The organism is Kitasatospora sp. NPDC048298 (genome assembly GCF_043201465.1).
GTDB lineage: Bacteria > Actinomycetota > Actinomycetes > Streptomycetales > Streptomycetaceae > Kitasatospora.
Window position 1 is genome coordinate 23998 of record NZ_JBICYZ010000062.1, and the last position, 22810, is coordinate 46807.

The following is a 22810-nucleotide window of genomic DNA, read 5'->3' on the forward strand; positions in this document are numbered from 1 at the left end:
GGGAGCGCTGTCGGGGCGCCCCCACCCGCCCTTCCGTCATTCCGGGGCGGGGCCGCCGGGCAGGCGGACGGTGGCCAGCGCGCCCGGGCCGCCGTCGGCGGCGGGGCCGAGGGTGACCTCGCCGCCGGCCTCCCGGATGCTCTGGGCGACGATCGAGAGCCCGAGGCCGGAGCCGGGCAGCTGGCGCGAGGACGGCGAGCGCCAGAACCGGTCGAAGACGTACTGGAGCTCGTCCGGCGGGATGCCGGGGCCGTGGTCGCGGACGGTCAGGACGCCCTGGTGCAGCCGGACGTCGATGGTGCCGCCGGGCGGGCTGTACTTGACCGCGTTGTCCAGCAGGTTGATCACGGCCCGTTCCAGCCCGGCCGCGTCGCCGTGCACGTACCAGGGCTCGGTGTCGGTCTCGAAGACCAGCCCCGGGCCGCGCAGCTCGGCCCGTTCGACGGCCCGTCCGGTGATCTCGTGCAGGGCGACCACGGTCGGCGCCGGACCGCTCTTCGGGGTGTCCGGGCGGGAGAGCTGGAGCAGGTCGCCGATCAGGACGGTGAGTTCCTGCATCTGCGCCTTCATGTTGCCGAGCAGCTTGGTCTTGGTCGCGGCGGGCAGCGGGCGTCCGGTGTCGTTGCTGCGGATCAGCAGGTCGACGTTGGTGCGCAGGGAGGTCAGGGGGGTGCGCAGTTCGTGTCCGGCGTCGGCTATCAGCCGGGTCTGCCGCTCGCGGGAGTTGGCGAGGGCGGTGCTCATGGAGTTGAAGGAGGTGGAGAGGCGGGCGATCTCGTCGTCCCCGCGGACCGGGATGGTGGTGCCGACCTCCTCGGTCCTGGCGATGTGTTCGACGGCGTCGGTGAGCCGGTCGACGGGCTTCAGGGCGGAGCGGGCGACCAGGCGGCCGGCGATGGCGGCGAGCAGGATGCCGCCGGCGGAGACCGAGCCGAGGAGGATGGCGAGGCCCTGGAGGGACTCCTCGATGGGCTGGGTGGAGGTGGCCACCATCAGCAGTGCCGGGCGTGATCCGTGGGTCGAGGAGATGCGGACGACCGCCGGGGTGCCGTCGGTGAACCGGCCGTCGCGGATGATCGACTGGCCGTTCTGGAGCTTGAACCCGGTCAGGTCGCCCGGCTGGACCACGATGGCCTTGCTCGCGTTCGGCGGTAGGCAGACGGCGGTCGGGCCGGCCACCACGTACTGGGTGTCCCGGACCACCGCGCCGCCGTTCTCCGTGGTGAGGCCCGTCGGCTGTTCCGCCAGGGCCTGGTCCGCGGTCGGGTAGCAGCTCAGGAGGACTCGGGGGGCGGGGGGCATCGGTGCGCTGAGGAGGTCCGTCCGCACCTGCCCGTACAGCTGCTTCTCCACGATGAACCAGCACGCCAGCGCCGAGAGCGCGATGGCCACCGCCACCGCGGCCGCGCTCAGGAAGGTGAGGCGGCCGCGCAGCGAGCGGGAGCGGTACCAGTGGACCAGGCGGTGCCGGAGCCCCGGCGTGCGGGGCGGAGCCGACGGAGGGGTCAGCGGAGGGGGCGGGACGTTGTTCACGCGCTCGTGCCGGAGGCCGGGCGCAGCGCGTAGCCGACGCCCCGCACGGTCTGGATCAGGCGGGGCATGCCGCCCTGCTCGGTCTTGCGGCGCAGGTACATCACGTACACGTCCAGGGAGTTGGAGGAGGGCTCGAAGTCGAAGCCCCAGACCGCCTTGAGGATCTGTTCGCGGGTGAGGACCTGGCGCGGGTGGGAGAGGAACATCTCCAGCAGCATGAACTCGGTGCGGGTGAGCTCGATCGGCTTGCCGGCCCGGGTGACCTCGCGGGTGGCGGTGTTCATCCGCAGGTCGGCGAAGGCGAGCACCTCGCTCTCGTCCTCGACGGCGGCGCGGGCGGCGGCCTCGGCGGCGAGGGCGTTGCGGCGCAGCAGGGCGCGGACGCGGGCGAGGAGTTCGTCGAGTTCGAAGGGCTTGGCGAGGTAGTCGTCGGCGCCGACGTCGAGGCCGGTGACGCGGTCGCCGACGGCGTCGCGGGCGGTCAGCATCAGCACCGGGACGGTGTCGCCGCGCGAGCGCATCCGGCGGACGGCGGTGAGGCCGTCCATCCGGGGCATCATGATGTCCAGCAGGACGAGGTCGGGCCGGTCGCGTTCGACGGACTCCAGGGCTTCGTAGCCGTCGGTGGCGGTGGCGACCTCGTACCCCTCGAAGGCGAGGCTGCTCTCCAGGGCGTCCCGGAGGGCGGGTTCGTCGTCGACCACGAGGAGCCGGGCGCAGGGGTGGGCGGCCTCGGCGGTGGTGCGGTCGTCGGCGGACGGGGTCATGGGCGGGTGCCCTTTCTCGTCGGGGTCTCGTCGGCTGGAGGGCCTGCTGGGAGCAATTGTCCGTCTCAGGGAGTGTGGCTCACAGGCTCTGTCCGGCTTCGAGCTTCGGCAGGACCTGCTTGATGTCGTTGATCGGGATGGCGAAGCCGAGGCCGACGCTGCCGGCCGAGCCGTTGCCGGAGGAGCCGGAGCCGCCGGGCGAGTACATCGCCGAGTTGACGGCGATGACCTGGCCGTTGGCGTTGATCAGCGGGCCGCCGGAGTTGCCGGGGTTGAGCGCGGCGTCGGTCTGGAAGGCCTTGTAGGTGGTGGTGCTGCCGCTGGTGGACTGCGGGGCGGTGCCGCGCATGCCGGGCAGGAAGGGCAGGCCGAAGCCGCCGTTGTTGCTGGTGCTGCCCTCGTCGAGCTGGACGGTGACGTCGCGGTTCTCGGCGCTGATGATGCCGGAGGTGACGGTGCCGGTGAGGCCGTCGGGGTTGCCGATGGCGACCACCGGGTCGCCGATGGCGACGGTGGAGGAGTCGCCGAGGACGGCGGGGGTGAGGTTCTTCGCGCCGGTCGCGGTGATCACGGCGACGTCGAGGGCCTTGTCGGTGCCGGTGACGGTGGCCTGGGCGGTGGAGCCGTCCTTGAAGGTGACGGTGATCCGGCCGCCGCCGGCCGCGGCGGTGTCGATCACGTGGTAGTTGGTGAGGATCCGGCCGTCGGTGTCCAGGACGACGCCGGTGCCGGTGGCGGTGCCGTTGCCGGTCTTGACGGTGATCTGGACGGTGCTGGGCGAGACGGCGGCGGCGATGGCGGCCACGTCGGCGCTGCCGTCGGAGCGGGCGGAGACCGGGCTGGCGATGGTGCCGACGCGGTTGTCGGAGCTCTGCCGGTCGGCGGCGACCAGCCCGCCGGTGACCCCGCCGAGGACGGCGGCGACCGCGGCGACGGCGGTGACCATGGCGAGCCGGCCGCGCAGCAGTCCGCGCCGGGCCCGGCCGCCGTGGTGGCCGGGGACCTCGGGGGAGCCGGGGCCGAGGATCGTGGGCGGCTCGGGCGGGATCGGCGGGGGCGGCGGCGGGCTGTCGAAGCCGCCGTCGGAGTGGTCCTCGCGGTAGCCGTACCCGGCGGTGGCGCCGCCGGTGGTGCCGGGGGCGTCCGGGGCCGGGCCGGCGCCGAGCACGGTGCCCTCGATCACCCGGGGCTCGTGCGCCCGGTACGGGTCGTACTGCCGGTGGGGCCGGTACGGGTCGTACTGCTCGCCGGGGTGCTGCTGCTGTTCGCTCATGCAGACCAAGCTCGGCCCGGTGCATGAGGAGTGGATGAGAACCGGCTCAGAACGGGGAGAGAAGCCCGTTGGGTTCTCATAAAGCCTGGTCAGGCCGCCTGTCGAGCGGAACCGGCTACTCCGCTACGGATCGGCCGGGGGTGGTGCCGTCGCAGCCGCAGGAGCGGCGGATGACCAGCCGGGACGGGAAGGTGCGGACCCGCTCGGTGTCCGATCCCGGCACCATCAGCGAGTCGTCCAGCACCAGGTCCACGGCGGCCCGGGCCATCGCGTCGCGGTCGGAGGCGACGGTGGTCAGCGGCGGGTCGGCGAGCGCGGCCTCGGGCACGTCGTCGAAGCCGGCCACCGCGAGGTCCTCCGGGACCCGCAGGCCGACCTCGCGGGCGGCCCGCAGCACGCCGATCGCCTGGTCGTCGGTGGAGCAGAAGATCGCCCGCGGCCGGTCCGGCGAGCGGAGCACGCCGAGCGCGACCTCGTAGGCGCCGTAGCGGTGGAAGGGCGCGTCGATCAGGTGCGGCTCGGTGGGGATGCCGTGGGCGTCCATGGCGCGCTGCCAGCCCTCGACGTGGTCGATGACCGGGTCGCCGGGGGCGGGGGACTCGACCGGGCCGCCGAAGCAGGCCACGTACGGGTGTCCGTGCACCTCCAGCAGGTGGCGCACGATCGCCTCGGCGCCCGCCACGTCGTCGGTGACCACCGCGACGTCGTCGATCGCCTCGGGCCGGCGGTGCAGCAGCACCACCTTGGCGCCCTCCATGGCGGCGAACTCCTCGGCGGCGCGCTGCGAGGGGCCCTGGCTGACCAGGATCAGGCCGGAGACGCGCATCCCGAGGAAGGCGCGGACGTAGTGCACCTCGCGGTCGTCCACGTAGTCGGAGTTGCCGATCAGCACGAGCTTGCCGCGCTCGGAGGCGGCCCGTTCCACGGCGTGCGCCATCTCGGCGAAGAAGGGCTGGCGGGCGTCCGGGACGACCATGCCGATCAGGTTGGTGCGCCGGGAGGCCATCGCCTGGGCGACGCTGTTCGGCCGGTAGCCGAGCTGCTCGATCGCCGCGAGGACCTTCTCCCGGGTCGCGGGCGCGACCGGGCGCGGCCCGTTGTTGATGACGTAGCTGACGACCGCGGTCGAGGTACCAGCCAGCCGGGCTACATCGTCGCGCGTCACTTTGGCCACGGGGGGAGTCTACGCGTGTGGCCCCCGGGGCGGCAGTGGGACCTGAGGCCTTGTCCGGCAGGCCGGCGGGCGGCTCCGGGAGGAACCGGACAAGCCGGGCGGTCGGCGGTCCGTCCGGCCCCGGACGGGTGCCGGACGGACCCGTGCCTCAGGCGTCCAGGGGGGCGGGCCGCTGGGTGAGCTCCGGCCGCTCGCCCTTCTCGGGCTTCTCCGGGACGACGAAGCGGTAGCCGACGTTGCGCACGGTGCCGATCAGCTGCTCGTGCTCGACGCCGAGCTTGGCGCGCAGCCGCCGGACGTGCACGTCCACCGTCCGGGTGCCGCCGAAGTAGTCGTAGCCCCAGACCTCCTGGAGCAGCTGCGCCCGGGTGAACACCCGGCCCGGGTGCTGGGCGAGGTACTTGAGCAGCTCGAACTCCTTGAAGGTGAGGTCGAGCGCCCGGCCCTTGAGCTTGGCGGAGTAGGTGGCCTCGTCGACCGAGAGGTCGCCGTTGCGGATCTCCATCGGGCTGTCGTCGGTGACGACCTGGAGGCGGCCGAGGGCGAGCCGCAGCCGGGCCTCTACCTCGGCCGGGCCGGCGGTGTCCAGCAGGACGTCGTCGATGCCCCACTCGGCGGTGACGGCGGCCAGGCCGCCCTCGGTGACCACCAGGATCAGCGGGCAGCCGATGCCGGTGGAGCGCAGCAGCTGGCAGAGGCTGCGGATCTGCGGCAGGTCGCGTCGGCCGTCGACCAGGATGACGTCCGCGCTGGGGGTGTCGACCAGGGCCGCGCCCTCGGCGGGCGCCACCCGGACGTTGTGGAGCAGCAGTCCGAGGGCGGGCAGCACCTCTGCGGAGGGTTGCAGCGCATTGGTGAGGAGGAGGAGAGAACTCATGCCCGGTGGTCCCCTTTCCGGGTCGTCGCGGTCGCGTTACGGCTGCCGCCACAGCCGGATGGCGCACGTGCTGGAGGGGAGGAGGGGACGACGGTCGGCCGCGGCGAACCGGGGGTGCGGACGGCGTACAGGGCGCGACGGCGGGTCGGCCGGGGGTCCCGCAACCCCTGGCGCACCGTTTCTGCCCTGTTCCTCACCGCGAACCCTCCGGTCTGTCCGGTGCCGGGTGGCGGCCCGGTGCCGGGTGGCGATGCCCCGGGCCGGCCGGGGCACGTCGTTGTGCCGCGTCAGGCGGGGCGGTCCCTGCGGTGCGCCGGGGGTGGGCCGACGAATCGCAAGAACGTCCGTACTGGCGTCCTGGAAGCACAAAAGGACCCGGGGGCGACTCTGCCCGGATCCCTCTTGGTGGTCGAGGATAGCCGACCGCCCCCGCGGCCGGGAGTGCCCGAATCCGGCGGTTCGCCCAAATCGGGCGTACGCCGGGTGAGGCTGGACACAGCGTCGAACGCCGGTCCGGCGCCCCCGGCGCCGGTCCGGTGGGAGGCCGCCGGGTGCCGCCTGCCCGTTCGGCCAGGGCGATTGCCGCTCGTGGTGGCGGACACGCCATCATGGGACGCACATCGGAGGCGCTGTTCGGGTCCATCGTTCGGGTGATCGGGCGGCCGTCGCGGTGGCGAGCCGGACCGGGGCACCGGGGCCGGGCGAGGACGACGAGAAGGGGTGGCCCGATGGGCGCGACCACCGAGCCCGCGAGCGGCGCCCGGGTGCGCGGGACGATCCGCTACTGGGCGGCGGCGAAGTCCGAGGCCGGGCTGGCCGAGGAGCCGTACGAGGCGGCGACCCTGGCGCAGGCGCTGGCGGCGGCCAAGGAGCGGCACGCCGACCGGCCGAAGCTCGTCCGGCTGCTCGGGCACTGCTCGTACCTGGTCGACGGGGCCCAGGTGGGCGGCCGCGACCACGCGGCCGTCGCTCTGACCGAGGGCGGGACGGTGGAGGTCCTCCCGCCGTTCGCGGGAGGCTGAGCGGCGTGACGGACATGAACAACCCGAACCGCGGCGACTCCGGCGACTGGCCGCAGCAGCCCCACCCGCAGCAGCGGCCGTACCCGCCCCAGGGGCAGCAGCCGTACTTCCCGCCGCAGCAGCCCGGCCCGCAGCCGCCGTACGGCTACCCGGTGGACGACGCGGCGACCGCGGTGCTGCCGCCGGTGCCGGCGTTCGACGACGCGGCCGCGACCACCCTGCTGCCGCCGGTGCCGGCGGTGGACGACGCGGCGACCGCGGTGCTGCCGCCGGTGCCGGCGGTGGACGACGCCGAGGCGACGGCGCTGCTGCCGCCGGTGGTGGTGTCCGGTTCGACGCCGGTCGCGCCGCCGCGGCACCAGCAGCAGCCGCAGTACCGGCAGCAGGCCCCGCAGCACCCTCAGTACCGGCAGCAGCCCCCGCAGCACCCTCAGCAGCAGGCCTCGCAGCAGCCTCAGTACCGGCAGCAGGCCCCGCAGCACCCTCAGCAGCAGGCCTCGCAGCAGCCTCAGTACCGGCAGCAGGCCCCGCAGCACCCGCGGCGGCGGCAGCCGGAGCAGCCGGTGCAGCCCCAGCCGGACCCGACGATCCAGCTCCAGCAGCCGCCGAGGCCGCGGGCCAGGCACGCGGCCCCGGCGCCGCAGCCGGCCCCCGTGCCGCAGCCGGCGGAGGCCTTCGACCCGCCGACCATGACGCTCAAGCGTCCGCCCGTCCCCGGCCTTCCCGGCCCGCAGGGCCAGGGCGCGCCGGCGTACGCGGCCGCCCCGCCGCAGGCGGTCCCGCCCGCCGGCCCGCGCGGCCGGCCCGGCTCGCCGATCATCGATCCGGGCCTGCAGCCGGCCCTGATCACCGCTGGCGCGGCCGCCCTGCTGGCCGGCGGCGCCGCGCTCGGCCAGGTCGCGCTGGCCCTGGTGGTGGCGCTGCTCCAGCTGCTGACGGCGGCCGGCTGGTTCCGGCTGAACGGCATGTGGCCGGCCCGGCAGGGCATCCTGCTCGCCGCGCTGGCCGGCTTCACGGCGGACGCGGCGGTGCTGCTGGCGGACTCCGACGGTGGCGTGGCGGCCGTGGTCGGCACCCTGGGCGGGTTCTTCCTGCTCGTCCTGGTGCTGCAGACGTTCCGCCCGTCGGACCCGAAGGAGCGCTTCTACGCGCTGACCGTGCTCGGCTCGGCCACCGTGGTGACGGCGCTGTGCACCACGCTGCTGCTGGCCGACTGGGTGCCCGCCGCGGTGGGTGCGGTGGCGCTGGCCACCCTGCTGGCCGCGGCGCCGCTGCCCGGGCCGAAGCAGCTGGGCCCGGTGCTGGGCCTGGCCGCGGCGGTGGCGCTGGGCTTGCTGGTCGGGGCGCCGGTGGCGCTCGGCGCGCTGGCCGGGCTGGGCGCGCTGGTCGGTCGCCGGGTCGCGGCGTACGACTTCCCGTCCCGTTTCGTGCACATGACGGCGGGCGTGGCGCTGCCGCTGGCGGTGGCGGCGCCGCTGATCTGGATCGCCACCGAGTTGCTGGCCTGACCCTTCCGCTCCGCCCCAGGTCGGATTCCGGCCCCGGAACCATGTTCCGGGGCCGGACGTCGTACGGTCGTGCGAGGGCGGACGTGTCCTGCGACCGCCGTGGAACGACGACTGACGACGACCGACGAACGACCACAGCGACCGGCGACGACGGGGGACACGATGCGCGGATGGCTGAAGGCCACGATCGGCCTGGTGGTGCTCTCCGGCCTGCTGCTGGGCGCCGACCGGATCGCGGTCGGCGTGGCCGAGGACGAGGCCGCCGACCGGATCGTGAAGAGCGGCCGGATGAGCCAGCGCCCGGACGTCTCGATCGAGGGCTTCCCGTTCCTCACCCAGGTGGTGTCGAAGAAGCTGGACGACGTCCGGATCTCCTCGGACGGCCTGACCGTCGGCGACGGCAGCCACCGGGTGGCGCTGCACTCCTTCAAGGCGCGGCTCTCCGGGGTCAAGGTGAGCGACAGCATGAGCAGTGCCACGGTGGACAGCGGCACCGGCAGCGGGGTGATCTCCTACCAGGACCTCGCGCAGTTGCTGCCGCCCGCCTCCGAGCTGCTGCACGGGGCCAAGCTGCCGGTGGGCGGCAACTCCCGGCTGAGCCTGTCCTACGCGGGCCCGGGCAAGGTCAAGGCCGCGCTGGGGCCGATCGCGATCGGCGAGGGCACTGTGCACAACAAGGGCAACACCGTGACGGTGGACGGCTTCCGGCTGAGCTCGCTCGCGGGGATGGTGGCCGGTGCCACCGGCCAGCAGATCGAGCCGATGAGCTTCACCCTGGACTCGCTGCCGGCCGGCCTGAAGCTGGCCGACCAGGAGGGCGGGAGCGGCGGTGTGACGCCGCTGCCGGAGGGCCTCCAGCTGACCTTCGACGGCAAGGACGTCAAGCTCCTGGGCTGATCCCGGCCCGTGCCGGGCGCTGCCGAATCGTTTCGCTCCGCGAGACGCGCTGTCCAGTGCGAACCGCGGAGCGGTGTCGTTTCCGCCCCGCGCGCGCCGTCGGAGGGCCTCCGGCGGGGCTCCGGCGGGCCGTGGCGAGGGAGAATCCCATCATCCGGTCGTTTCGATCCCATTATTCGATACGTTGATGACAGCGGGCCTCCGGTGTCCCTAGCATCGTCGGCATGAAGCGACAGACGGACCTCACGAAGCGGCGGGCGGTAGACCTGTGCCGCGTGGCCGCCTGTCTGTGTCGAATGCGCTGACTCGGCGCCCCGGCAGGGCAGTTGACGCCCGCCGCCGATCTTCCCGGTGACCGTGCCCGGCTCTGCGAGCGGGTGGTCCCCGAGGTACTCCGCAGTTCACCGCCCGGCCGCACCGGTCCACCCTCTCGTCCCAGTATTCGGACGGATTCTCGGACCGCGCCTGCCCGGGCCCCTGCAGCACCCCTCCTGAGCAGCACCTTCCGCACAACCGCCCTCGGATGGAGATCACCACCATGAGCCGCAGCGACGTCCTGGTCGACGCCGACTGGGTCCAGGCCCACCTGGACGACCCGAAGGTCGTCATCGTCGAGGTCGACGAGGACACCTCCGCGTACGACAAGAACCACATCCGCAACGCCGTCCGGATCGACTGGAAGCAGGACCTCCAGGACCCGGTCCGCCGTGACTTCATCGACCAGGCCGGCTTCGAGGCGCTGCTCGGCGCCAAGGGCATCGCCAACGACGACACCGTCGTCCTGTACGGCGGCAACAACAACTGGTTCGCCTCGTACGCCTACTGGTACTTCAAGCTGTACGGCCACGGCGACGTCCGCCTGCTGGACGGCGGCCGCAAGAAGTGGGAGCTGGACTCCCGCGACCTGGTCGCCGAGGTGCCGGCCCGCCCCGCCACCTCGTACACGGCGCAGGCCGCCGACTCCTCGATCCGCGCCTTCCGCGACGACGTGATCGCCGCCATCGGCAACCTGAACCTGGTCGACGTCCGCTCGCCCGACGAGTTCTCCGGCAAGCTGCTCGCCCCGGCGCACCTCCCGCAGGAGCAGTCGCAGCGCCCCGGCCACGTGCCGAGCGCCCGCAACATCCCGTGGGCCAAGAACGCCAACGACGACGGCACCTTCAAGAGCGACGACGAGCTCAAGGCGCTGTACGAGGCCGAGGGCATCGACCTGGCGAAGGACACCATCGCCTACTGCCGCATCGGCGAGCGCTCCGCGCTCACCTGGTTCGTGCTGCACGAGCTGCTCGGCCAGGAGAACGTCAGGAACTACGACGGCTCGTGGACCGAGTACGGCAGCCTGGTCGGCGTGCCGATCGAGCTCGGCAGCAACTGAGCCCCGGCTCGACCCGTAAGTCAGAAGGGAAATCACAGACATGTGCGGTGCGAAGGCCGGCGGCCCGGACCTGGCAGGAGTTGACGTGGCGAACGAGACGATCATCCAGGGTTCGGTGACCCGCGACGGTGAGCCGGTCAACGGCTACGTCCGGCTGCTGGACGAGAACAACGAGTTCACGGCCGAGGTGCCCACCTCGGCGACCGGCCAGTTCCGGTTCTTCGCCCGCCCGGGCAAGTGGACCCTGCGCGCGCTGGTGCCGGGCCAGACCGTGGACCGTCAGGTGGTGGCCTCCCAGGGCACCGCCGTCGAGGTCGCGATCGCGGTCTGACCCTGGCCGGAACGACTCCGGAGCACCCCGAGGGCCCCTGCCGCGCAGGGGCCCTCGGCCGTACCGTGGAGGGGTGCAGGCAAAGCGGCGGCGTCGCTACTACTTCGCCATGATGGGCGTGTGCCTGGGCCTGTTCGTCATGGCCTGGGGCGTGGTGCGGTTCTTCTCGGTCGGCGCGGCGATCGGGATGTGCGTGGTCGCGATGGTCATCCCGCCCGCCGCCGCGGTGTTCGCCAACAAGCGGGACCCGGACGACGACTGGTGGGAGGACCCGCGCTGGGACGACCCGAAGTGGGACGAACCCGGCCACGACCGGGACCGCCCCGACCACGAGCGACGCCCGTAGGGCCCGGCGGGCGTCAGTACACGAGCGCCTGGACGCCGTCCGCCATGATCTCGCTGACGAAGACCTGGGCGCCCGCGATGCGGACGCCCTCGACGGTGTCCTTCTGCTCGATCCCGCGCCGGGTCGCGCACTGGGTGCACAGCGTCACCGAGCCGGCCGCCAGGATCGACTCCAGCAGGTCCGGCAGCGGCGCCGCGTGCGGTAGCTCGAACTCCGCGGCCCGGCCCGGCAGCGCGAACCAGGAGGACTCCCCGGTCAGCCAGAGCGAGACCTCGATCCCGCTGGCGACGGCCACCGCCGCCACCGTGAACGCCTGCGAGCACCGCTCCGGCGCGTCCGCCCCTGCGGTGACCTTGATGACCAGTTTCTTCGACATGGCGCCACCATAGAGCGCCCGCCACCCCCGCCGTCCGGCATCCCCGGAACCCTTGGGCAAAGCTTGGGCAGCGCCGGGGAGGCGGCGGGAACACGGCGGGGAGGCGGCGCGAACCGCGACGTGGTGGGGCTCACCGCGACCGCCCGGAACCCGGCGGATAGAGTGAGCGGAGCAAAATCCACCACACTGTCGCCGCCTGGGAGCCCCCCGTGTCCGGTCTGGAAATCTTCTTCGACGGTCTGCTGGCCCTCATGGCCGTGCTGATCACCTGGTTCGCCATCTTCTCGGTGATGAAGCTGTACCAGGGCCAGCGCTGAGCCTGCCGTACGGTTGAGGCAGTCCCACACCGACGAGAACAGCGACCAGGAACATGATCGAGATCCCCTCTGACCTCCACAGGGACGTCGTCCCGCTCGCCTTCCTCCTCGGCACCTGGGAGGGCGCGGGAGTCTTCGCCCCTCTACCGGGTGAAAGCGGCCCCGGCGCGGAGAAGTGCAACTTCGGCCAGGAGATCGTGATCCGCCACGACGGCCGCCCCTTCCTGGAGTTCCGCTCCCGCACCTGGGTGCTGAACGAGGAGGGCGAGAAGGTCCGTCCGCTGGAGAACGAGCACGCGTTCTGGCGCATCACCAGCAACCACGACGGCACCAGCGGCGCCCGGGGGATCGAGATCTCCTCCGTCCGCGACGACGGCACGGTCGAGATCTGGTACGGCGAGCTGGCCGACGGCAAGCCCCAGGTCGACGTCTCCACCGACGCCGTCGCCCGGATCGAGGGCTCCCCGGAGTACTCGGGCGGCAAGCGGCTGTACGGCTTCGTCAACGGCGAGCTGCTCTGGGTCGGCGAGAAGGCCGCCCCGAACGTGCCGCTGCGCCCGTACATGTCCGCGCAGCTGAAGAAGGTGCTCAGCCCCGCCCAGCTGATCAAGGACATCAACGACCTGCCGGACGACGGCATCGCGTTCTTCAAGTAGGCCGGTCGCACGACCGGCACTTCGGTGCACGAGGTAGGGACCGGCCCGCGGCCGGTCCCTACACTTGCATCCAGGACCCCCGACCATTGGCAGGGACAGTACCGTGGCGGACACCGGCACCACCGACTGGCAGCTATCCGGCGACTGGAAGGCCGACCTGCGCGAACGCGGGTACCGGCTCACCCCGCAGCGCCAGCTCGTGCTGGAGGCCGTCGACGAACTCGACCACGCCACCCCCGACGACATCCTCTGCCACGTCCGCCGGACGGCCAGCGGCGTCAACATCTCCACCGTCTACCGGACCCTGGAGCTGCTGGAGGAACTGGGCCTGGTCTCGCACGCCCACCTCGGCCACGGCGCCCCGACGTACCACCTGGCCGGCCGCCACCACCACCTGCACCTGGTCTGCCGGGACTGCGAGCAGGTCACCGAGACCGGCACCGAGATCGCCCAGCCGCTGGTCGACGGCCTGCGCGAGCGGTACGGCTTCGACACCGACCTCAAGCACTTCGCGATCTTCGGCCGCTGTGCGGACTGCACCGCCAAGCTCGCCGAGGGGCGGTCGTAAGCTGGCCGGTATGACCGGTGTGAAGAGCCCGCTGCTTTCCCTGCCCGGAGCCGTCCCCGCCGAGGGGGCCGACGAAGGCGTCGCCGCCCACTACGGCGACATCTTCCGCGAGCAACGCAACCTGTCGCAGGGTGCGGGCTTCGTGGACCTCTCGCACCGCGGCGTGGTCACCGTGACCGGCGCGGACCGGCTCTCCTGGCTGCACCTGCTGCTCACCCAGCACGTCAGCGAGCTGCCGCCGCAGCAGGCCGCCGAGGCGCTGGTGCTCTCCCCGAACGGGCACGTCGAGCACGCGCTCTACCTGGTGGACGACGGCACCACCACCTGGGCGCACGTCGAGCCGGGCACCCAGGAGGCGCTGGTGGCCTACCTGGACAGCATGAGGTTCTTCTACCGGGTGGAGGTCGCCGACGCGACCGCCGAGTACGCCGTGGTCCACCTGCCGGCCGGCTCCACCGCCGCCGTCGAGGGTGCCGCCGCCGTCCGCGAACTCCCGTACGGGCGTGACCTGTTCGTGCCGCGCGGCGAGCTGGAGCGGCTCACCGCCGGGTACGGCCCGGCGGCCGGGGTCTGGGCGTACGAGGCGCTGCGGATCGAGGGCCACCGGCCCCGGCTGGGCTTCGAGACCGACCACCGGACCATTCCACACGAGGTGGACTGGCTGCGCACCGCCGTCCACCTCCAGAAGGGCTGCTACCGCGGCCAGGAGACCGTCGCCCGGGTGCACAACCTGGGCCGCCCGCCGCGCCGGCTGGTCTTCCTGCACCTGGACGGCACCGAGGAGACGCTGCCCGCGCACGGCACCGAGGTGCGGCTGGCCACCGACCCGGACGGGCGGGCGCTGGGCTTCGTGACCTCCTCGGCCCGGCACCACGAGCTGGGGCCGATCGCGCTGGCGATCGTCAAGCGGAACGTCCCGGTGGACGCCGTGCTGCTGGCCGGGACGGTGCCGGGCACCCAGGACGTGATCGTCCCCCAGTAGACGGCCGCGCGGCCGGGGCCGCCCGGCCCGGACGCGGTCAGACCTCGACGAGGACGGTGAACGGGCCGTCGTTCACCAGCGCCACCTGCATGTCGGCGCCGAACCGGCCCGTCTCCACCTTGGCGCCCAGCGCGCGCAGCTGCGCCACCACCTCGTCCACCAGCGGCTCGGCGACCGGGCCGGGGGCGGCGGCGTTCCAGGTGGGGCGGCGGCCCTTGCGGGCGTCGCCGTAGAGCGTGAACTGGCTGATCACCAGCAGTGGGGCGCCGAGGTCGGAGCAACTCTGCTCGACGCCCTCGTCGTTCGCGGGCAGCAGCCGCAGCGTCCAGAGCTTGCGGGCCAGTTGGGCGGCCTTGGCGGGGGTGTCGTCGTGGGTGACGCCGACCAGGACGCAGAGCCCGGGCCCCTCGATCGCGCCGACGGTCTCACCGGCCACGGTCACCCGGGCCTCGGTCACTCGCTGCACCACTGCTCGCATGCCGCCATTGTGCCGGAGCGCCGCGGGGCCCCCGGGAGGGCCCCCGAGGGGCGTCCGCCGCCGCGTGTCGGCCGTGCCCCGGGCGCCCGCCGCACCCTTCCCGTCCGCCCCAGTGGCCTCCTCGGGGCGCACACCAGGGGCGTGCGCAAAGGTCGTGCACGCCCTGGAGTGCGCGCCTGCGCTGAATCGGGCGCCGCTCTCCCTGCGAAAAGGACCGGTCATATCAGCCACCCCCGTTCGCCAGGGGGCCGTTCGGGTGCACGGGCGGTGCGCGCGCGCCGGGAGGGGTGGCACGCTGGTGGACCGTACGAAGGGTCCGGGGCGCCAGGAGGTCCGCCGCGCCGGGCCGGGTTCGGCCGGGCGGTCGAGCCGGTAGGTCAGGCGTCTGGCGGTGCCGCCCGGTGGGCGGTCGCGGCCGGGGACCGGACCCTCCCGGGATTCCCGGGGGTGCCGGTGGACGGGACGCCCGGCCCGTCGGGGGCCGGGCCGGACCGGCGGCAGGGACGGGGTGCCGCGAGCGGGCGGGATCGGACGACGTCAGGTGGTTGGGTGATGGACGCGAGCGGCGCGGCGCGGGACCGGTTCGGGCCGGTGGTGCGGGACCCGGGAGGCCCGTACGGTCCGGCGGCGGGCGTGGAGGACGAGCCCGACCTGGAGCGGCTGGGCCTGGAGCAGCTGCGGGTGCTGCGCCGGGAGACCCTGGAGCAGGAGGCCGACCTGTCCTACCTGCGGCGGCTGCTGCACGGGCGGATGGACATCCTGCGCGCGGAACTCGACCGGCGGCCCGGGGCGGGCCCGGTCCGTACGGCCGGCCCGTCCGGCCCCGACCTCGTTTCCGGCGACCTGCTGGACCGGCTGCCGGCCATCCTGACCGACGCGCCCTCCACCGTGCGGCGCTCGGCCCGGCACGTCACCCTCGGCCCGCCGCGCACCGAGGAGTCCCGGCTGGAGGCGGACGCGCTGATGGGCGACGTCCAGCTCGCCGACCTGGCCGCGCACCCGGCGGAGGAGCTGCTGGCCGCCCTGGAGCGGCTGCGGGCGCACGAGCGCGAGGTGTCCGGACGGCGCCAGCGGCTGCTGCGCACGGCCGACGGTTGCAATGCCGAGATCACCCGCAGGTACCGTGATGGGGAGGCACGGGTCGACGACCTACTCGCAGGTGGGCCGCTCTGACCGGGTGAGTCACCGCGGGCGGTGGGACCCGGCTCGCTCCCGGCCCACCCTCGCCCCCGGAAGGCTCATCCGTCATGTCCCTGCCCGTCACCGCGCCCGTTCTCGCCGAGGTCGTGCGCTCCGGTTTCGTCGAGGGCCGCCACCGTGGCTCCCTGGTGCTGCTCGCGGCCGACGGCTCGGTCGAGTTCGCGCTCGGCGACCCGGACGCCCCGGTCTTCCCGCGGTCGACCGCCAAGCCGTTCCAGGCGGTGGCCACGCTGCGGGCCGGGCTCGCGATCGGCGGCGAGCTGCTGGCGCTGGCGGCCTCCAGCCACTCTGCAGAATCGTTTCACCTCGATGGTGTGCGGAGCATCCTCGGCTCCGCCGGGCTCGACGAGTCGGCCCTGCGCACCCCGGCCGACCTCCCGCTGGACGAGACCGAGGCGGAGCTGCTGCTCGCCGCGGGCCGCGGGCGCGCCCCGATCCTGATGGACTGCTCCGGCAAGCACGCCGGCTGGCTGGCCGCCTGCACCGCCAACGGCTGGGACACCGCGAGCTACCTCGACCCGGTCCACCCGATCCAGCTCCTGGCCCGCGAGGCCCTGGAGGAGGCCACCGGCGAGACCGCCGTGCACGCCGGGGTGGACGGCTGCGGAGCGCCGCTGCTGGCCGTGTCGCTGACCGGCCTGGCGCGCGGCTACCGCGGCCTCGTGCTGGCCGCCGAGGGCACCGGGCCGCGCCGCGTCGCCGACGCGATGCGCGCCCACCCCGAGTACGTGGCCGGCACCCGCCGGGCCGACACCTGGCTGATGCGGGCGGTGCCGGGCGCGCTGTCCAAGATGGGCGCCGAGGCCGTCCAGGTGGTCGCGCTGCCGGACGGGCGGGCGCTGGCCTTCAAGATCGAGGACGGCGCCGAGCGGGCCCGCGGTCCGGTGCTGGCGGCCGCGCTGCGCCGGCTCGGGGTGGCCGGGGCGGACGGGACCGTCGAGCGGATCGGCGCGGCTCCGCTGCTCGGCGGCGGCGTGCCGGTCGGCGAGGTGCGGGCGGCCTTCTAGGGCCCCTGCCCGGCGGGGTGCGGGCGGCCTTCCGGAGCCCCTTGTCCCGGGGGCCGTCGGGGTGCGGGCGGACCCGGGCCGGTGCACGGTGGACCGGGGGCCGTCGCACAGCTGAGGAGTCCGCCATGACCGACCATGTGTACCGGGTGACCGAGATCGTCGGGTCCTCGACCGAGAGCGTCGACGCCGCGATCCGCAACGGGGTGGAGCGGGCCTCCCGGACGCTGCGCAACCTCGACTGGTTCGAGGTCTCACAGGTCCGGGGCCACCTGGAGGACGGCCGGATCAAGCACTACCAGGTGTGCATCAAGGTCGGCTTCCGGCTGGAGGACTGACCTCCCCGGCACCGGCCGGGTTCGGACACGACAGGGGCCGGGGCCCGCGGAGGAATCCGCGAGCCCCGGCCCCTGGCTGTCCCGACCTACCTCGAACCGCCCTCGATCGAATGAGAGATCGGAACGACGGCTCAGTGGCCGCCCTGCTCCGCCAGACGCTTGATCGAAGCGGTGACCTCGGCCTCGGCCTCGGCGCGGCCGACCCAGTTGGCGCCCTCGACGGACTTGCCCGGCTCCAGGTCCTTGTAGACCTCGAAGAAGTGCTGGATCTCCAGGCGGTCGAACTCCGACACGTGGTGGATGTCGCGCAGGTGCTCCCAGCGCGGGTCGGTCGCCGGGACGCAGAGCAGCTTGTCGTCGCCGCCGGCCTCGTCGGTCATGTGGAACATGCCGATGGCGCGGCACTTGATCAGGCAGCCCGGGAAGGTCGGCTCGTCCAGGATGACCAGGGCGTCCAGCGGGTCGCCGTCCTCGCCGAGCGTGCCCTCGACGTAGCCGTAGTCGGCCGGGTAGCGGGTCGAGGTGAAGAGCATCCGGTCGAGCCGCAGACGGCCGGTCTCGTGGTCGACCTCGTACTTGTTACGAGAGCCCTTCGGGATTTCGATAAGGACGTCGAACTCCAACGGTTCCTCCAAGGTAGGGACTGACAGAATCCAAGTGTCTCCTACGGGAGTGAGTGCTCGGGAAAGGGGCCGGTCGGTGCGAGCAGGGGGAGGGGCGGCGCGCCGCCGCGGGGGGACGGCCGCGGGGCTGTTCGGGGCGGCGCTGCTGGTCGTCGGTACGGTCCTGACCTCGGGCGGTGCGTACGCGCAGCCGTCCCCGTCGCCGGGCGGCCACAGCGCCGGGCAGGGCGAGGACGGGGACCACGACGGGCAGGGCGGCCGCGACGGGAAGAAGGACGACCACGGGAAGGGCGGCAAGTCCCGGCCGGGCGACAGCCCGAGCGCGGGTCCGAGCACCACGCCCGCCCGCCGGGCCGCGCAACCGGGCGCCACCTCGCCCACCGCCGCCGGCAGCGCCGCGCCCGGCACACGCCCGGCCCCCGCGCCGGGCACCGTCCTGGCCGCCGTCGAGGGCGGTGCCGGCACCGCCGTCCCCACCGCCCAGGGCCTCCAGCAGGCGCTCGCCGCCGCCCTCGCCGACCGGAGCCTCGGCGAGGTCACCGTCGCCGTCGCGGACGCCGGCACCGGCCAACTCCTGTACGGCTCGGGGGAGAACACCCCGGCCACCCCCGCCTCCACCACCAAGCTGGCCACCGCGGTCGCGGCCCTGTCCCTCATCCCGGGCGACACCCGGCTGCACACCCGGGTGGTCCGGGGCGCGGACCCGTCCGCGATCACCCTGGTCGGCGGCGGAGACCCGACGCTCACCGCGCTGCCCGCCGACCAGGTGCAGATCGGCGGGCAGCCGGCCGACGCCGACACCGCCCCCGCCTCGCTGGACCTTCTCGCCCAGCAGACCGCCGACGGCCTCAAGAACATCGGCGTCACGTCGGTCCGGCTGGACTACGACCTGTCGCTGTACGCGGGCAGCCCGCAGCACCGCAACCACGACGCGCAGAACATCGCCCTGGTGGTCCCGCTGATGGTGGACGAGGGCAGGGTGGACCCGAAGAGCCGGGAGGACGCGCCGGACCGGGTCGCCGACCCGGCGGCCGCGGCCGCCGAGGCCTTCGCCGCGTTGCTCAGGGCCCGGGGCGTCGCCGTGACGGGCAAGGTCGCGCCCGCCGCCGCCCCGGCCCCCTCCGGCGCGATACCCCTCGCCGACGTCCGGTCGCCGACGGTCTCCCGGCTGGTCGAACGCCTGCTGACCACCTCCGACAACCAGCTCGCCGAGGCGATCGCCCGTCAGGTCGCCATCGCCGCCCACCAGTCGGCGAGCTTCGAGGGCGCCGCGGCCGCCGTCACCCAGGAACTCACCCGGCTCGGCGTGCCGATGGGCAACGCGGTCCTCAACGACGGCAGCGGCCTGCACCCGGGCAACGCGATCCCGCCCGCCGTCCTGGTGCGACTGCTCGTGCTGGCCGCCTCCGAACAGCACCCCACCCTGCGCCCGGTGCTCACCGGCCTCCCGGTCGCCGGCTTCACCGGCACCCTCAACAAGCGCTACGGCTCCGGGTCCGGGGCCACCGACGCGGCCGGCCTGATCCGCGCCAAGACCGGCACCCTCAGCGGCGTCAACACGCTCGCGGGCACCGCCGTCGACGCCGACGGCCGGCTGCTCGCCTTCGCCGTCATGACCCGCACCACCGCCCCCGCCGACACCGCCCGCGCCGCCATGGACCGGGTGGCCGCCCGCCTCACCACCTGCGGTTGCCACTGACCCGGCGTCCGGCGGCGGTGCCACGGGCGGGCGGCCGTCAGCCCCCGTTCGTCGGGTGCCTCGTCGGGCGCTCTGTCGGGCGCTCCGTCGGGCGCGGGGAGGCCCCGCCGGTGCCCGGCCGTGGCCGGGGCGGTGCGCCGGGGCCCTCAGTGGAGAGGTGTTGGCGGCGGGTGGCTGCCGTTGGCGGTGGGGAGCACGTACGGTGAGGGCATGACGAGCGCGAGTGGCGGTGCTGACATGGTCGACTGGAACCTCGCGGTCGCAACCGCGACCAGGTTGGTGCGGCCGGGTCCGGAAGTGAGCCGGGAGGAAGCGGCGGCGGTGGTCGCCGAGTTGCGCCGGCACGCCCTGGCGGCGGAGGAGCACGTGCGGGCGTTCACCGGCATGCGCTCGTCCGGCCTGTCCCAGGCCGTGGCGACGCCGGTGCTGGTGGTGGACCGCCCCGGGTGGATCCGGGCGAACGTGGCGGGCTTCCGGACGGTCGTCCAGCCGCTGGTGGAGAAGCTCCAGGCGCGCCGGGCGAACAGCGCGGCGGCCGGGATGTTCGGGGCGGTGGGCGAGAAGGCCACCGGGATCGAGGTCGGGGCGCTGCTGGCGTTCCTGTCCACCAAGGTGCTGGGCCAGTACGAGACCTTCGCCCCGGCCGAGGCCCCGCTGGAGGCGCCGGACAGCCCGGCCGCGCTGTTCGACAAGCCGCGGCTGGGGCCGGACGGCCCCGGGCCGGGCCGGCTGCTGCTGGTGGCGCCGAACATCGTGCACGTCGAGCGGGAGCTGGACGTCGACCCGTCCGACTTCCGGCTCTGGGTCTGCCTGCACGAGGAGACGCACCGGACGCAGTTCACCGCGGTGCCGTGGTTGCGCGACCACATCCAGTCCGAGGTGCAGTCCTTCCTCGCCGAGACGGACGTCGACCCGGGTGCCCTGCTGGAGCGGCTGCGGGACGCGGCGGGTTCGCTCGGTGGCCTGCCGGGCGGCGGAAGCCGGGAGGGCGCCTCGTCCGGGAACCTGCTGGAGGTCGTCCAGTCGCCCGCGCAGCGCGAGATCCTCGGCCGGCTGACGGCCGTGATGTCGCTGCTGGAGGGCCACGCGGACGTGGTGATGGACGGCGTCGGGCCGGCCGTGGTGCCGACGGTCGCCGAGATCCGGGAGAAGTTCCAGCAGCGCCGGGACCGCGGTGCCAACCGGCTCGACCTGGTGCTGCGGCGGCTGCTCGGCATGGACGCCAAGCTGCGCCAGTACCAGGACGGCGCGGTGTTCGTGCGCGGGGTCGTGGAACAGGTCGGCATGGAGGGGTTCAACCGGGTGTGGACCTCCCCGAACACCCTGCCGACCAAGGAGGAGATCCACGATCCGGCCGCCTGGGTGGCCCGGGTGGCCCGCTGAGCGCGCGGTCGTGACGCGGGCGCGCCGGGAGCCGGACGGCAAGCGGCGCGCGCCGGTCAAACCCGCTCGTACGAGTGGTCCAATCGGCCGTACGACGGATGAAGAAGCGTTTCTTCATTCACCCGAACGTGGGACGGTGGTGCCAGCGGGCGCGCGGGCGGCGTAGTGGGTGGCCACTATCTGCCACCATCTGTGAGCGCCCCGTAACCGGGCGTTCATGCCGGTGCGCGGTCCCCGCCGCGTCCGCCGCGAGTCCTGTCCCCCCTCCGCCGAGGAGTCTTCCGCCGTGGGCCCTCACCCCGCCGTCGCCGCGATACGCCTGGCCGTTCGCCGTACGCTCGCCGACCTCGCCGCCGAGGCCGGTTCCACCTTCACCGCGCCCGCGCGCGAGCCCCGCGAGCGCCCGGCCGGGGCGCCGCTGGTGGGTGCCGCGGTCGGCACCACCCTGATCGGCAACGCCGCGCGCCATCCCTCCGGGCTGCCCCGGACCCCGGCCGCGCCCGGCTCGCCGCTGGTCCTGGTCGCCGTCAGCGGCGGCGCGGACTCGATGGCGCTGGCCATCGCCGCCGCCTTCGAGGCCCCCAAGATCGGCCTGCGGGTCGGCGCCGTCACCGTCGACCACGGCCTCCAGGCCGGCTCCGCCGAGCGCGCCGCCCAGGTGGCCGACCGGCTGCGCACGCTCGGCCTCGACCCGGTGGAGGCGGTCCCGGTGCGGGTCGGCCGCACCGGCGGCCCGGAGGCCGCGGCCCGGGACGCCCGCTACGCCGCCCTGGACGAGGCCGCCGACCGCCACGGTGCGATCGCGGTGCTGCTCGGCCACACCAGGGACGACCAGGCCGAGACCGTGCTGCTGGGCCTGGCCCGCGGTTCCGGCGCGCGCTCGCTGGCCGGGATGCCCGCCCAGAAGGGCCGCTACCGCCGCCCGCTGCTGGAGCTGGACCGGGCGGCCACCCGGCAGGCCTGCGCCGCCCAGTCGATCCCGGTCTGGGACGACCCGCACAACTGTGATCCCGCCTACACCCGCTCCCGCGTCCGCCACGAGGTGCTGCCCGTCCTGGAGAAGCACCTGGGAGGTGGAGTGGTCGAGGCGCTGGCCCGTACCGCCCGGCTGTTCCGCGACGACGCCGACGCCCTCGACCAGTGGGCCTCCCTGGCCGAACGCGACCTCCGTACGGGCGACGGGGCCCTGGACGCCGTGAAACTGGCCGAACTGCCGCCCGCGGTGCGCCGCCGGGTGCTGCGCCGGGCCGCGCTGCGGGCGGGCTGTCCGGCCGGGGACCTCTTCGCCCGGCACCTGGAGACGATCGACCTGCTGGTCACCGGATGGCGCGGACAGGGCCCGCTGCACCTACCCGGGGGCGTCGAGGCCACCCGCAGGTGTGGCACGCTGGTCTTTCGGCGGCAGGGCGACTGACGGGCGAGGCATGCCCCGGGGGAGCCGACCGCCGGCCACAAAGACCCCGAACGTTTGAGGACGTATCCCCGGTGGACCAGAACGACATGGGCGCTGACCTCGCGAAGGTGCTCATCAGCAAGGACGAGATCGACGCCAAGCTCCTGGAGCTGGCCGAGCGAATCGACCGGGACTACGCAGGCAAGGACCTGCTGATCGTCGGCGTCCTCAAGGGGGCCGTGATGGTCATGGCCGACCTCGCCCGGGCCCTGCACTCGCAGGTCACCATGGACTGGATGGCCGTCTCCTCGTACGGCATGGGCACCAAGTCCTCCGGTGTGGTGCGGATCCTGAAGGACCTGGACACCGACATCGCCGGCCGTGACGTCCTGATCGTCGAGGACATCATCGACTCCGGTCTGACGCTGTCCTGGCTGCTGGGCAACCTGGGCTCGCGCGGCCCGGCCTCGCTGGAGGTCTGCACCCTGCTCCGCAAGCCGGACGCGGCCAAGGTCGAGATCGACGTGAAGTACGTCGGCTTCGACATCCCCAACGAGTTCGTGGTCGGCTACGGCCTGGACTACGCGGAGAAGCTGCGCAACCTCCCGTTCATCGGGACCCTCGCCCCGCACGTCTACGGCGGCTGAGGCCCCGTTCGGGCGACGGGCGGGAACAGTAGGCCGTTCCCGC

General features: G+C 73.9%; 25 protein-coding genes. 17 read left to right on the forward strand and 8 right to left on the reverse strand.

All coding sequences use genetic code 11. The annotated features are described in order from the left end of the window. Positions 1 to 36: 36 nt before the first annotated feature. From ACGF0D_RS33620 to ACGF0D_RS33640, 5 genes are all read right to left on the reverse strand, one after another. A complete protein-coding gene (locus tag ACGF0D_RS33620) occupies positions 37 to 1533 on the reverse strand; it encodes an ATP-binding protein (RefSeq protein WP_392922716.1) in 1497 nt (498 codons plus the stop codon). After that, positions 1530 to 2300 (reverse strand): response regulator transcription factor, encoded by a 771-nt coding sequence (locus tag ACGF0D_RS33625; RefSeq protein ID WP_392882633.1) that lies wholly within the window; start codon positions 2298 to 2300, stop codon positions 1530 to 1532. The genes ACGF0D_RS33620 and ACGF0D_RS33625 overlap by 4 nt, the downstream gene beginning before the upstream one ends. A gap of 79 nt (positions 2301 to 2379) precedes the next feature. After that, the gene (locus ACGF0D_RS33630) at positions 2380 to 3573 is read right to left on the reverse strand and encodes a S1C family serine protease (RefSeq protein ID WP_392922719.1); all 1194 of its coding nucleotides are present in this window, start codon (positions 3571 to 3573) and stop codon (positions 2380 to 2382) included. A gap of 115 nt (positions 3574 to 3688) precedes the next feature. Then, positions 3689 to 4747, reverse strand: coding sequence for a LacI family DNA-binding transcriptional regulator (locus ACGF0D_RS33635; protein ID WP_392882627.1), 1059 nt, complete (start codon positions 4745 to 4747; stop codon positions 3689 to 3691). Positions 4748 to 4895: 148 nt separating this feature from the next. Then, positions 4896 to 5624: a response regulator transcription factor gene (locus ACGF0D_RS33640; RefSeq protein WP_392882625.1), complete on the reverse strand. Its 729-nt coding sequence runs from the start codon at positions 5622 to 5624 to the stop codon at positions 4896 to 4898. Between the two features lie 728 nt (positions 5625 to 6352). On the opposite strand from ACGF0D_RS33640, the gene ACGF0D_RS33645 reads away from it, so the two are divergent. The 7 genes from ACGF0D_RS33645 (at position 6353) to ACGF0D_RS33675 (ending at position 11103) form a co-directional block, all read left to right on the forward strand. Beyond that, complete coding sequence (locus ACGF0D_RS33645; protein ID WP_392882623.1) at positions 6353 to 6646, forward strand: MoaD/ThiS family protein; 294 nt, start codon at positions 6353 to 6355, stop codon at positions 6644 to 6646. 5 nt (positions 6647 to 6651) lie between these two features. Next, positions 6652 to 8154 (forward strand): hypothetical protein, encoded by a 1503-nt coding sequence (locus ACGF0D_RS33650; RefSeq protein WP_392922722.1) that lies wholly within the window; start codon positions 6652 to 6654, stop codon positions 8152 to 8154. Between the two features lie 162 nt (positions 8155 to 8316). After that, on the forward strand, positions 8317 to 9051 hold the full coding sequence (locus ACGF0D_RS33655; RefSeq protein ID WP_392922724.1) for a DUF2993 domain-containing protein: 735 nt from the start codon (positions 8317 to 8319) through the stop codon (positions 9049 to 9051). Positions 9052 to 9275: 224 nt separating this feature from the next. Continuing rightward, a complete protein-coding gene (locus ACGF0D_RS33660; protein WP_350517234.1) occupies positions 9276 to 9356 on the forward strand; it encodes an Ms5788A family Cys-rich leader peptide in 81 nt (26 codons plus the stop codon). Between the two features lie 233 nt (positions 9357 to 9589). Next, on the forward strand, positions 9590 to 10426 hold the full coding sequence (locus ACGF0D_RS33665; protein ID WP_392882618.1) for a sulfurtransferase: 837 nt from the start codon (positions 9590 to 9592) through the stop codon (positions 10424 to 10426). 40 nt (positions 10427 to 10466) lie between these two features. Next, on the forward strand, positions 10467 to 10757 hold the full coding sequence (locus ACGF0D_RS33670) for a DUF1416 domain-containing protein (protein WP_030288989.1): 291 nt from the start codon (positions 10467 to 10469) through the stop codon (positions 10755 to 10757). Positions 10758 to 10830: 73 nt separating this feature from the next. Then, on the forward strand, positions 10831 to 11103 hold the full coding sequence (locus tag ACGF0D_RS33675) for a DUF3099 domain-containing protein (RefSeq protein WP_392882616.1): 273 nt from the start codon (positions 10831 to 10833) through the stop codon (positions 11101 to 11103). Positions 11104 to 11116: 13 nt separating this feature from the next. On the opposite strand, the gene ACGF0D_RS33680 is transcribed toward ACGF0D_RS33675, so the two are convergent. Continuing rightward, a complete protein-coding gene (locus tag ACGF0D_RS33680; protein WP_392882614.1) occupies positions 11117 to 11479 on the reverse strand; it encodes a DsrE family protein in 363 nt (120 codons plus the stop codon). Between the two features lie 370 nt (positions 11480 to 11849). On the opposite strand from ACGF0D_RS33680, the gene ACGF0D_RS33685 reads away from it, so the two are divergent. The 3 genes from ACGF0D_RS33685 (at position 11850) to ACGF0D_RS33695 (ending at position 14002) form a co-directional block, all read left to right on the forward strand. Continuing rightward, positions 11850 to 12452, forward strand: a complete 603-nt coding sequence (locus tag ACGF0D_RS33685) for an FABP family protein (protein WP_392882611.1) — start codon at positions 11850 to 11852, stop codon at positions 12450 to 12452. Positions 12453 to 12555: 103 nt separating this feature from the next. Continuing rightward, entirely contained in the window at positions 12556 to 13020 is a 465-nt protein-coding gene (locus tag ACGF0D_RS33690; RefSeq protein WP_392882609.1) for a Fur family transcriptional regulator, read from the forward strand. 19 nt (positions 13021 to 13039) lie between these two features. Further along, complete coding sequence (locus tag ACGF0D_RS33695) at positions 13040 to 14002, forward strand: YgfZ/GcvT domain-containing protein (protein WP_392882708.1); 963 nt, start codon at positions 13040 to 13042, stop codon at positions 14000 to 14002. A 37-nt stretch (positions 14003 to 14039) separates the two neighbouring features. Here ACGF0D_RS33695 and dtd read toward each other — a convergent pair whose 3' ends face one another. Next, the gene (dtd, locus tag ACGF0D_RS33700; RefSeq protein WP_224283110.1) at positions 14040 to 14480 is read right to left on the reverse strand and encodes a D-aminoacyl-tRNA deacylase; all 441 of its coding nucleotides are present in this window, start codon (positions 14478 to 14480) and stop codon (positions 14040 to 14042) included. Positions 14481 to 15032: 552 nt separating this feature from the next. On the opposite strand from dtd, the gene ACGF0D_RS33705 reads away from it, so the two are divergent. From ACGF0D_RS33705 to ACGF0D_RS33715, 3 genes are all read left to right on the forward strand, one after another. Next, positions 15033 to 15653, forward strand: a complete 621-nt coding sequence (locus tag ACGF0D_RS33705) for an ABC transporter substrate-binding protein (protein WP_392922755.1) — start codon at positions 15033 to 15035, stop codon at positions 15651 to 15653. Between the two features lie 74 nt (positions 15654 to 15727). Next, positions 15728 to 16687: an asparaginase gene (locus tag ACGF0D_RS33710; protein WP_392922727.1), complete on the forward strand. Its 960-nt coding sequence runs from the start codon at positions 15728 to 15730 to the stop codon at positions 16685 to 16687. A gap of 125 nt (positions 16688 to 16812) precedes the next feature. Then, positions 16813 to 17022: a dodecin gene (locus tag ACGF0D_RS33715; RefSeq protein ID WP_030288965.1), complete on the forward strand. Its 210-nt coding sequence runs from the start codon at positions 16813 to 16815 to the stop codon at positions 17020 to 17022. A 131-nt stretch (positions 17023 to 17153) separates the two neighbouring features. Here the strand turns inward: ACGF0D_RS33715 and ACGF0D_RS33720 are convergent, their stop codons facing one another. Beyond that, the gene (locus ACGF0D_RS33720) at positions 17154 to 17645 is read right to left on the reverse strand and encodes an inorganic diphosphatase (protein ID WP_030059594.1); all 492 of its coding nucleotides are present in this window, start codon (positions 17643 to 17645) and stop codon (positions 17154 to 17156) included. A 76-nt stretch (positions 17646 to 17721) separates the two neighbouring features. Between ACGF0D_RS33720 and dacB the strand changes: the two genes are divergently transcribed. The 4 genes from dacB to hpt all read left to right on the forward strand — a co-directional run bounded on the left by dacB (position 17722) and on the right by hpt (position 22767). Continuing rightward, entirely contained in the window at positions 17722 to 19344 is a 1623-nt protein-coding gene (gene dacB, locus ACGF0D_RS33725) for a D-alanyl-D-alanine carboxypeptidase/D-alanyl-D-alanine-endopeptidase (RefSeq protein WP_392922730.1), read from the forward strand. 210 nt (positions 19345 to 19554) lie between these two features. Then, positions 19555 to 20727 (forward strand): zinc-dependent metalloprotease, encoded by a 1173-nt coding sequence (locus ACGF0D_RS33730; protein WP_392882601.1) that lies wholly within the window; start codon positions 19555 to 19557, stop codon positions 20725 to 20727. Positions 20728 to 21013: 286 nt separating this feature from the next. Further along, a complete protein-coding gene (gene tilS, locus ACGF0D_RS33735; protein WP_392922733.1) occupies positions 21014 to 22141 on the forward strand; it encodes a tRNA lysidine(34) synthetase TilS in 1128 nt (375 codons plus the stop codon). 71 nt (positions 22142 to 22212) lie between these two features. Further along, complete coding sequence (gene hpt, locus ACGF0D_RS33740) at positions 22213 to 22767, forward strand: hypoxanthine phosphoribosyltransferase (protein WP_030059589.1); 555 nt, start codon at positions 22213 to 22215, stop codon at positions 22765 to 22767. Positions 22768 to 22810: the final 43 nt, after the last annotated feature.

What these genes read in the sequence shown, in the direction of transcription:
- ACGF0D_RS33625 (WP_392882633.1), bottom strand. Translation starts at nt 2,300, where the DNA reads ATGACCCCGTCCGCCGACGACCGCACCACCGCCGAGGCCGCCCACCCC.
- ACGF0D_RS33630 (WP_392922719.1), bottom strand. Translation starts at nt 3,573, where the DNA reads ATGAGCGAACAGCAGCAGCACCCCGGCGAGCAGTACGACCCGTACCGG.
- ACGF0D_RS33640 (WP_392882625.1), bottom strand. Translation starts at nt 5,624, where the DNA reads ATGAGTTCTCTCCTCCTCCTCACCAATGCGCTGCAACCCTCCGCAGAG.
- ACGF0D_RS33645 (WP_392882623.1), top strand. Translation starts at nt 6,353, where the DNA reads ATGGGCGCGACCACCGAGCCCGCGAGCGGCGCCCGGGTGCGCGGGACG.
- ACGF0D_RS33655 (WP_392922724.1), top strand. Translation starts at nt 8,317, where the DNA reads ATGCGCGGATGGCTGAAGGCCACGATCGGCCTGGTGGTGCTCTCCGGC.
- ACGF0D_RS33660 (WP_350517234.1), top strand. Translation starts at nt 9,276, where the DNA reads ATGAAGCGACAGACGGACCTCACGAAGCGGCGGGCGGTAGACCTGTGC.
- ACGF0D_RS33665 (WP_392882618.1), top strand. Translation starts at nt 9,590, where the DNA reads ATGAGCCGCAGCGACGTCCTGGTCGACGCCGACTGGGTCCAGGCCCAC.
- ACGF0D_RS33670 (WP_030288989.1), top strand. Translation starts at nt 10,467, where the DNA reads ATGTGCGGTGCGAAGGCCGGCGGCCCGGACCTGGCAGGAGTTGACGTG.
- ACGF0D_RS33680 (WP_392882614.1), bottom strand. Translation starts at nt 11,479, where the DNA reads ATGTCGAAGAAACTGGTCATCAAGGTCACCGCAGGGGCGGACGCGCCG.
- ACGF0D_RS33685 (WP_392882611.1), top strand. Translation starts at nt 11,850, where the DNA reads ATGATCGAGATCCCCTCTGACCTCCACAGGGACGTCGTCCCGCTCGCC.
- dtd (WP_224283110.1), bottom strand. Translation starts at nt 14,480, where the DNA reads ATGCGAGCAGTGGTGCAGCGAGTGACCGAGGCCCGGGTGACCGTGGCC.
- ACGF0D_RS33705 (WP_392922755.1), top strand. Translation starts at nt 15,033, where the DNA reads ATGGACGCGAGCGGCGCGGCGCGGGACCGGTTCGGGCCGGTGGTGCGG.
- ACGF0D_RS33710 (WP_392922727.1), top strand. Translation starts at nt 15,728, where the DNA reads ATGTCCCTGCCCGTCACCGCGCCCGTTCTCGCCGAGGTCGTGCGCTCC.
- ACGF0D_RS33715 (WP_030288965.1), top strand. Translation starts at nt 16,813, where the DNA reads ATGACCGACCATGTGTACCGGGTGACCGAGATCGTCGGGTCCTCGACC.
- ACGF0D_RS33730 (WP_392882601.1), top strand. Translation starts at nt 19,555, where the DNA reads ATGACGAGCGCGAGTGGCGGTGCTGACATGGTCGACTGGAACCTCGCG.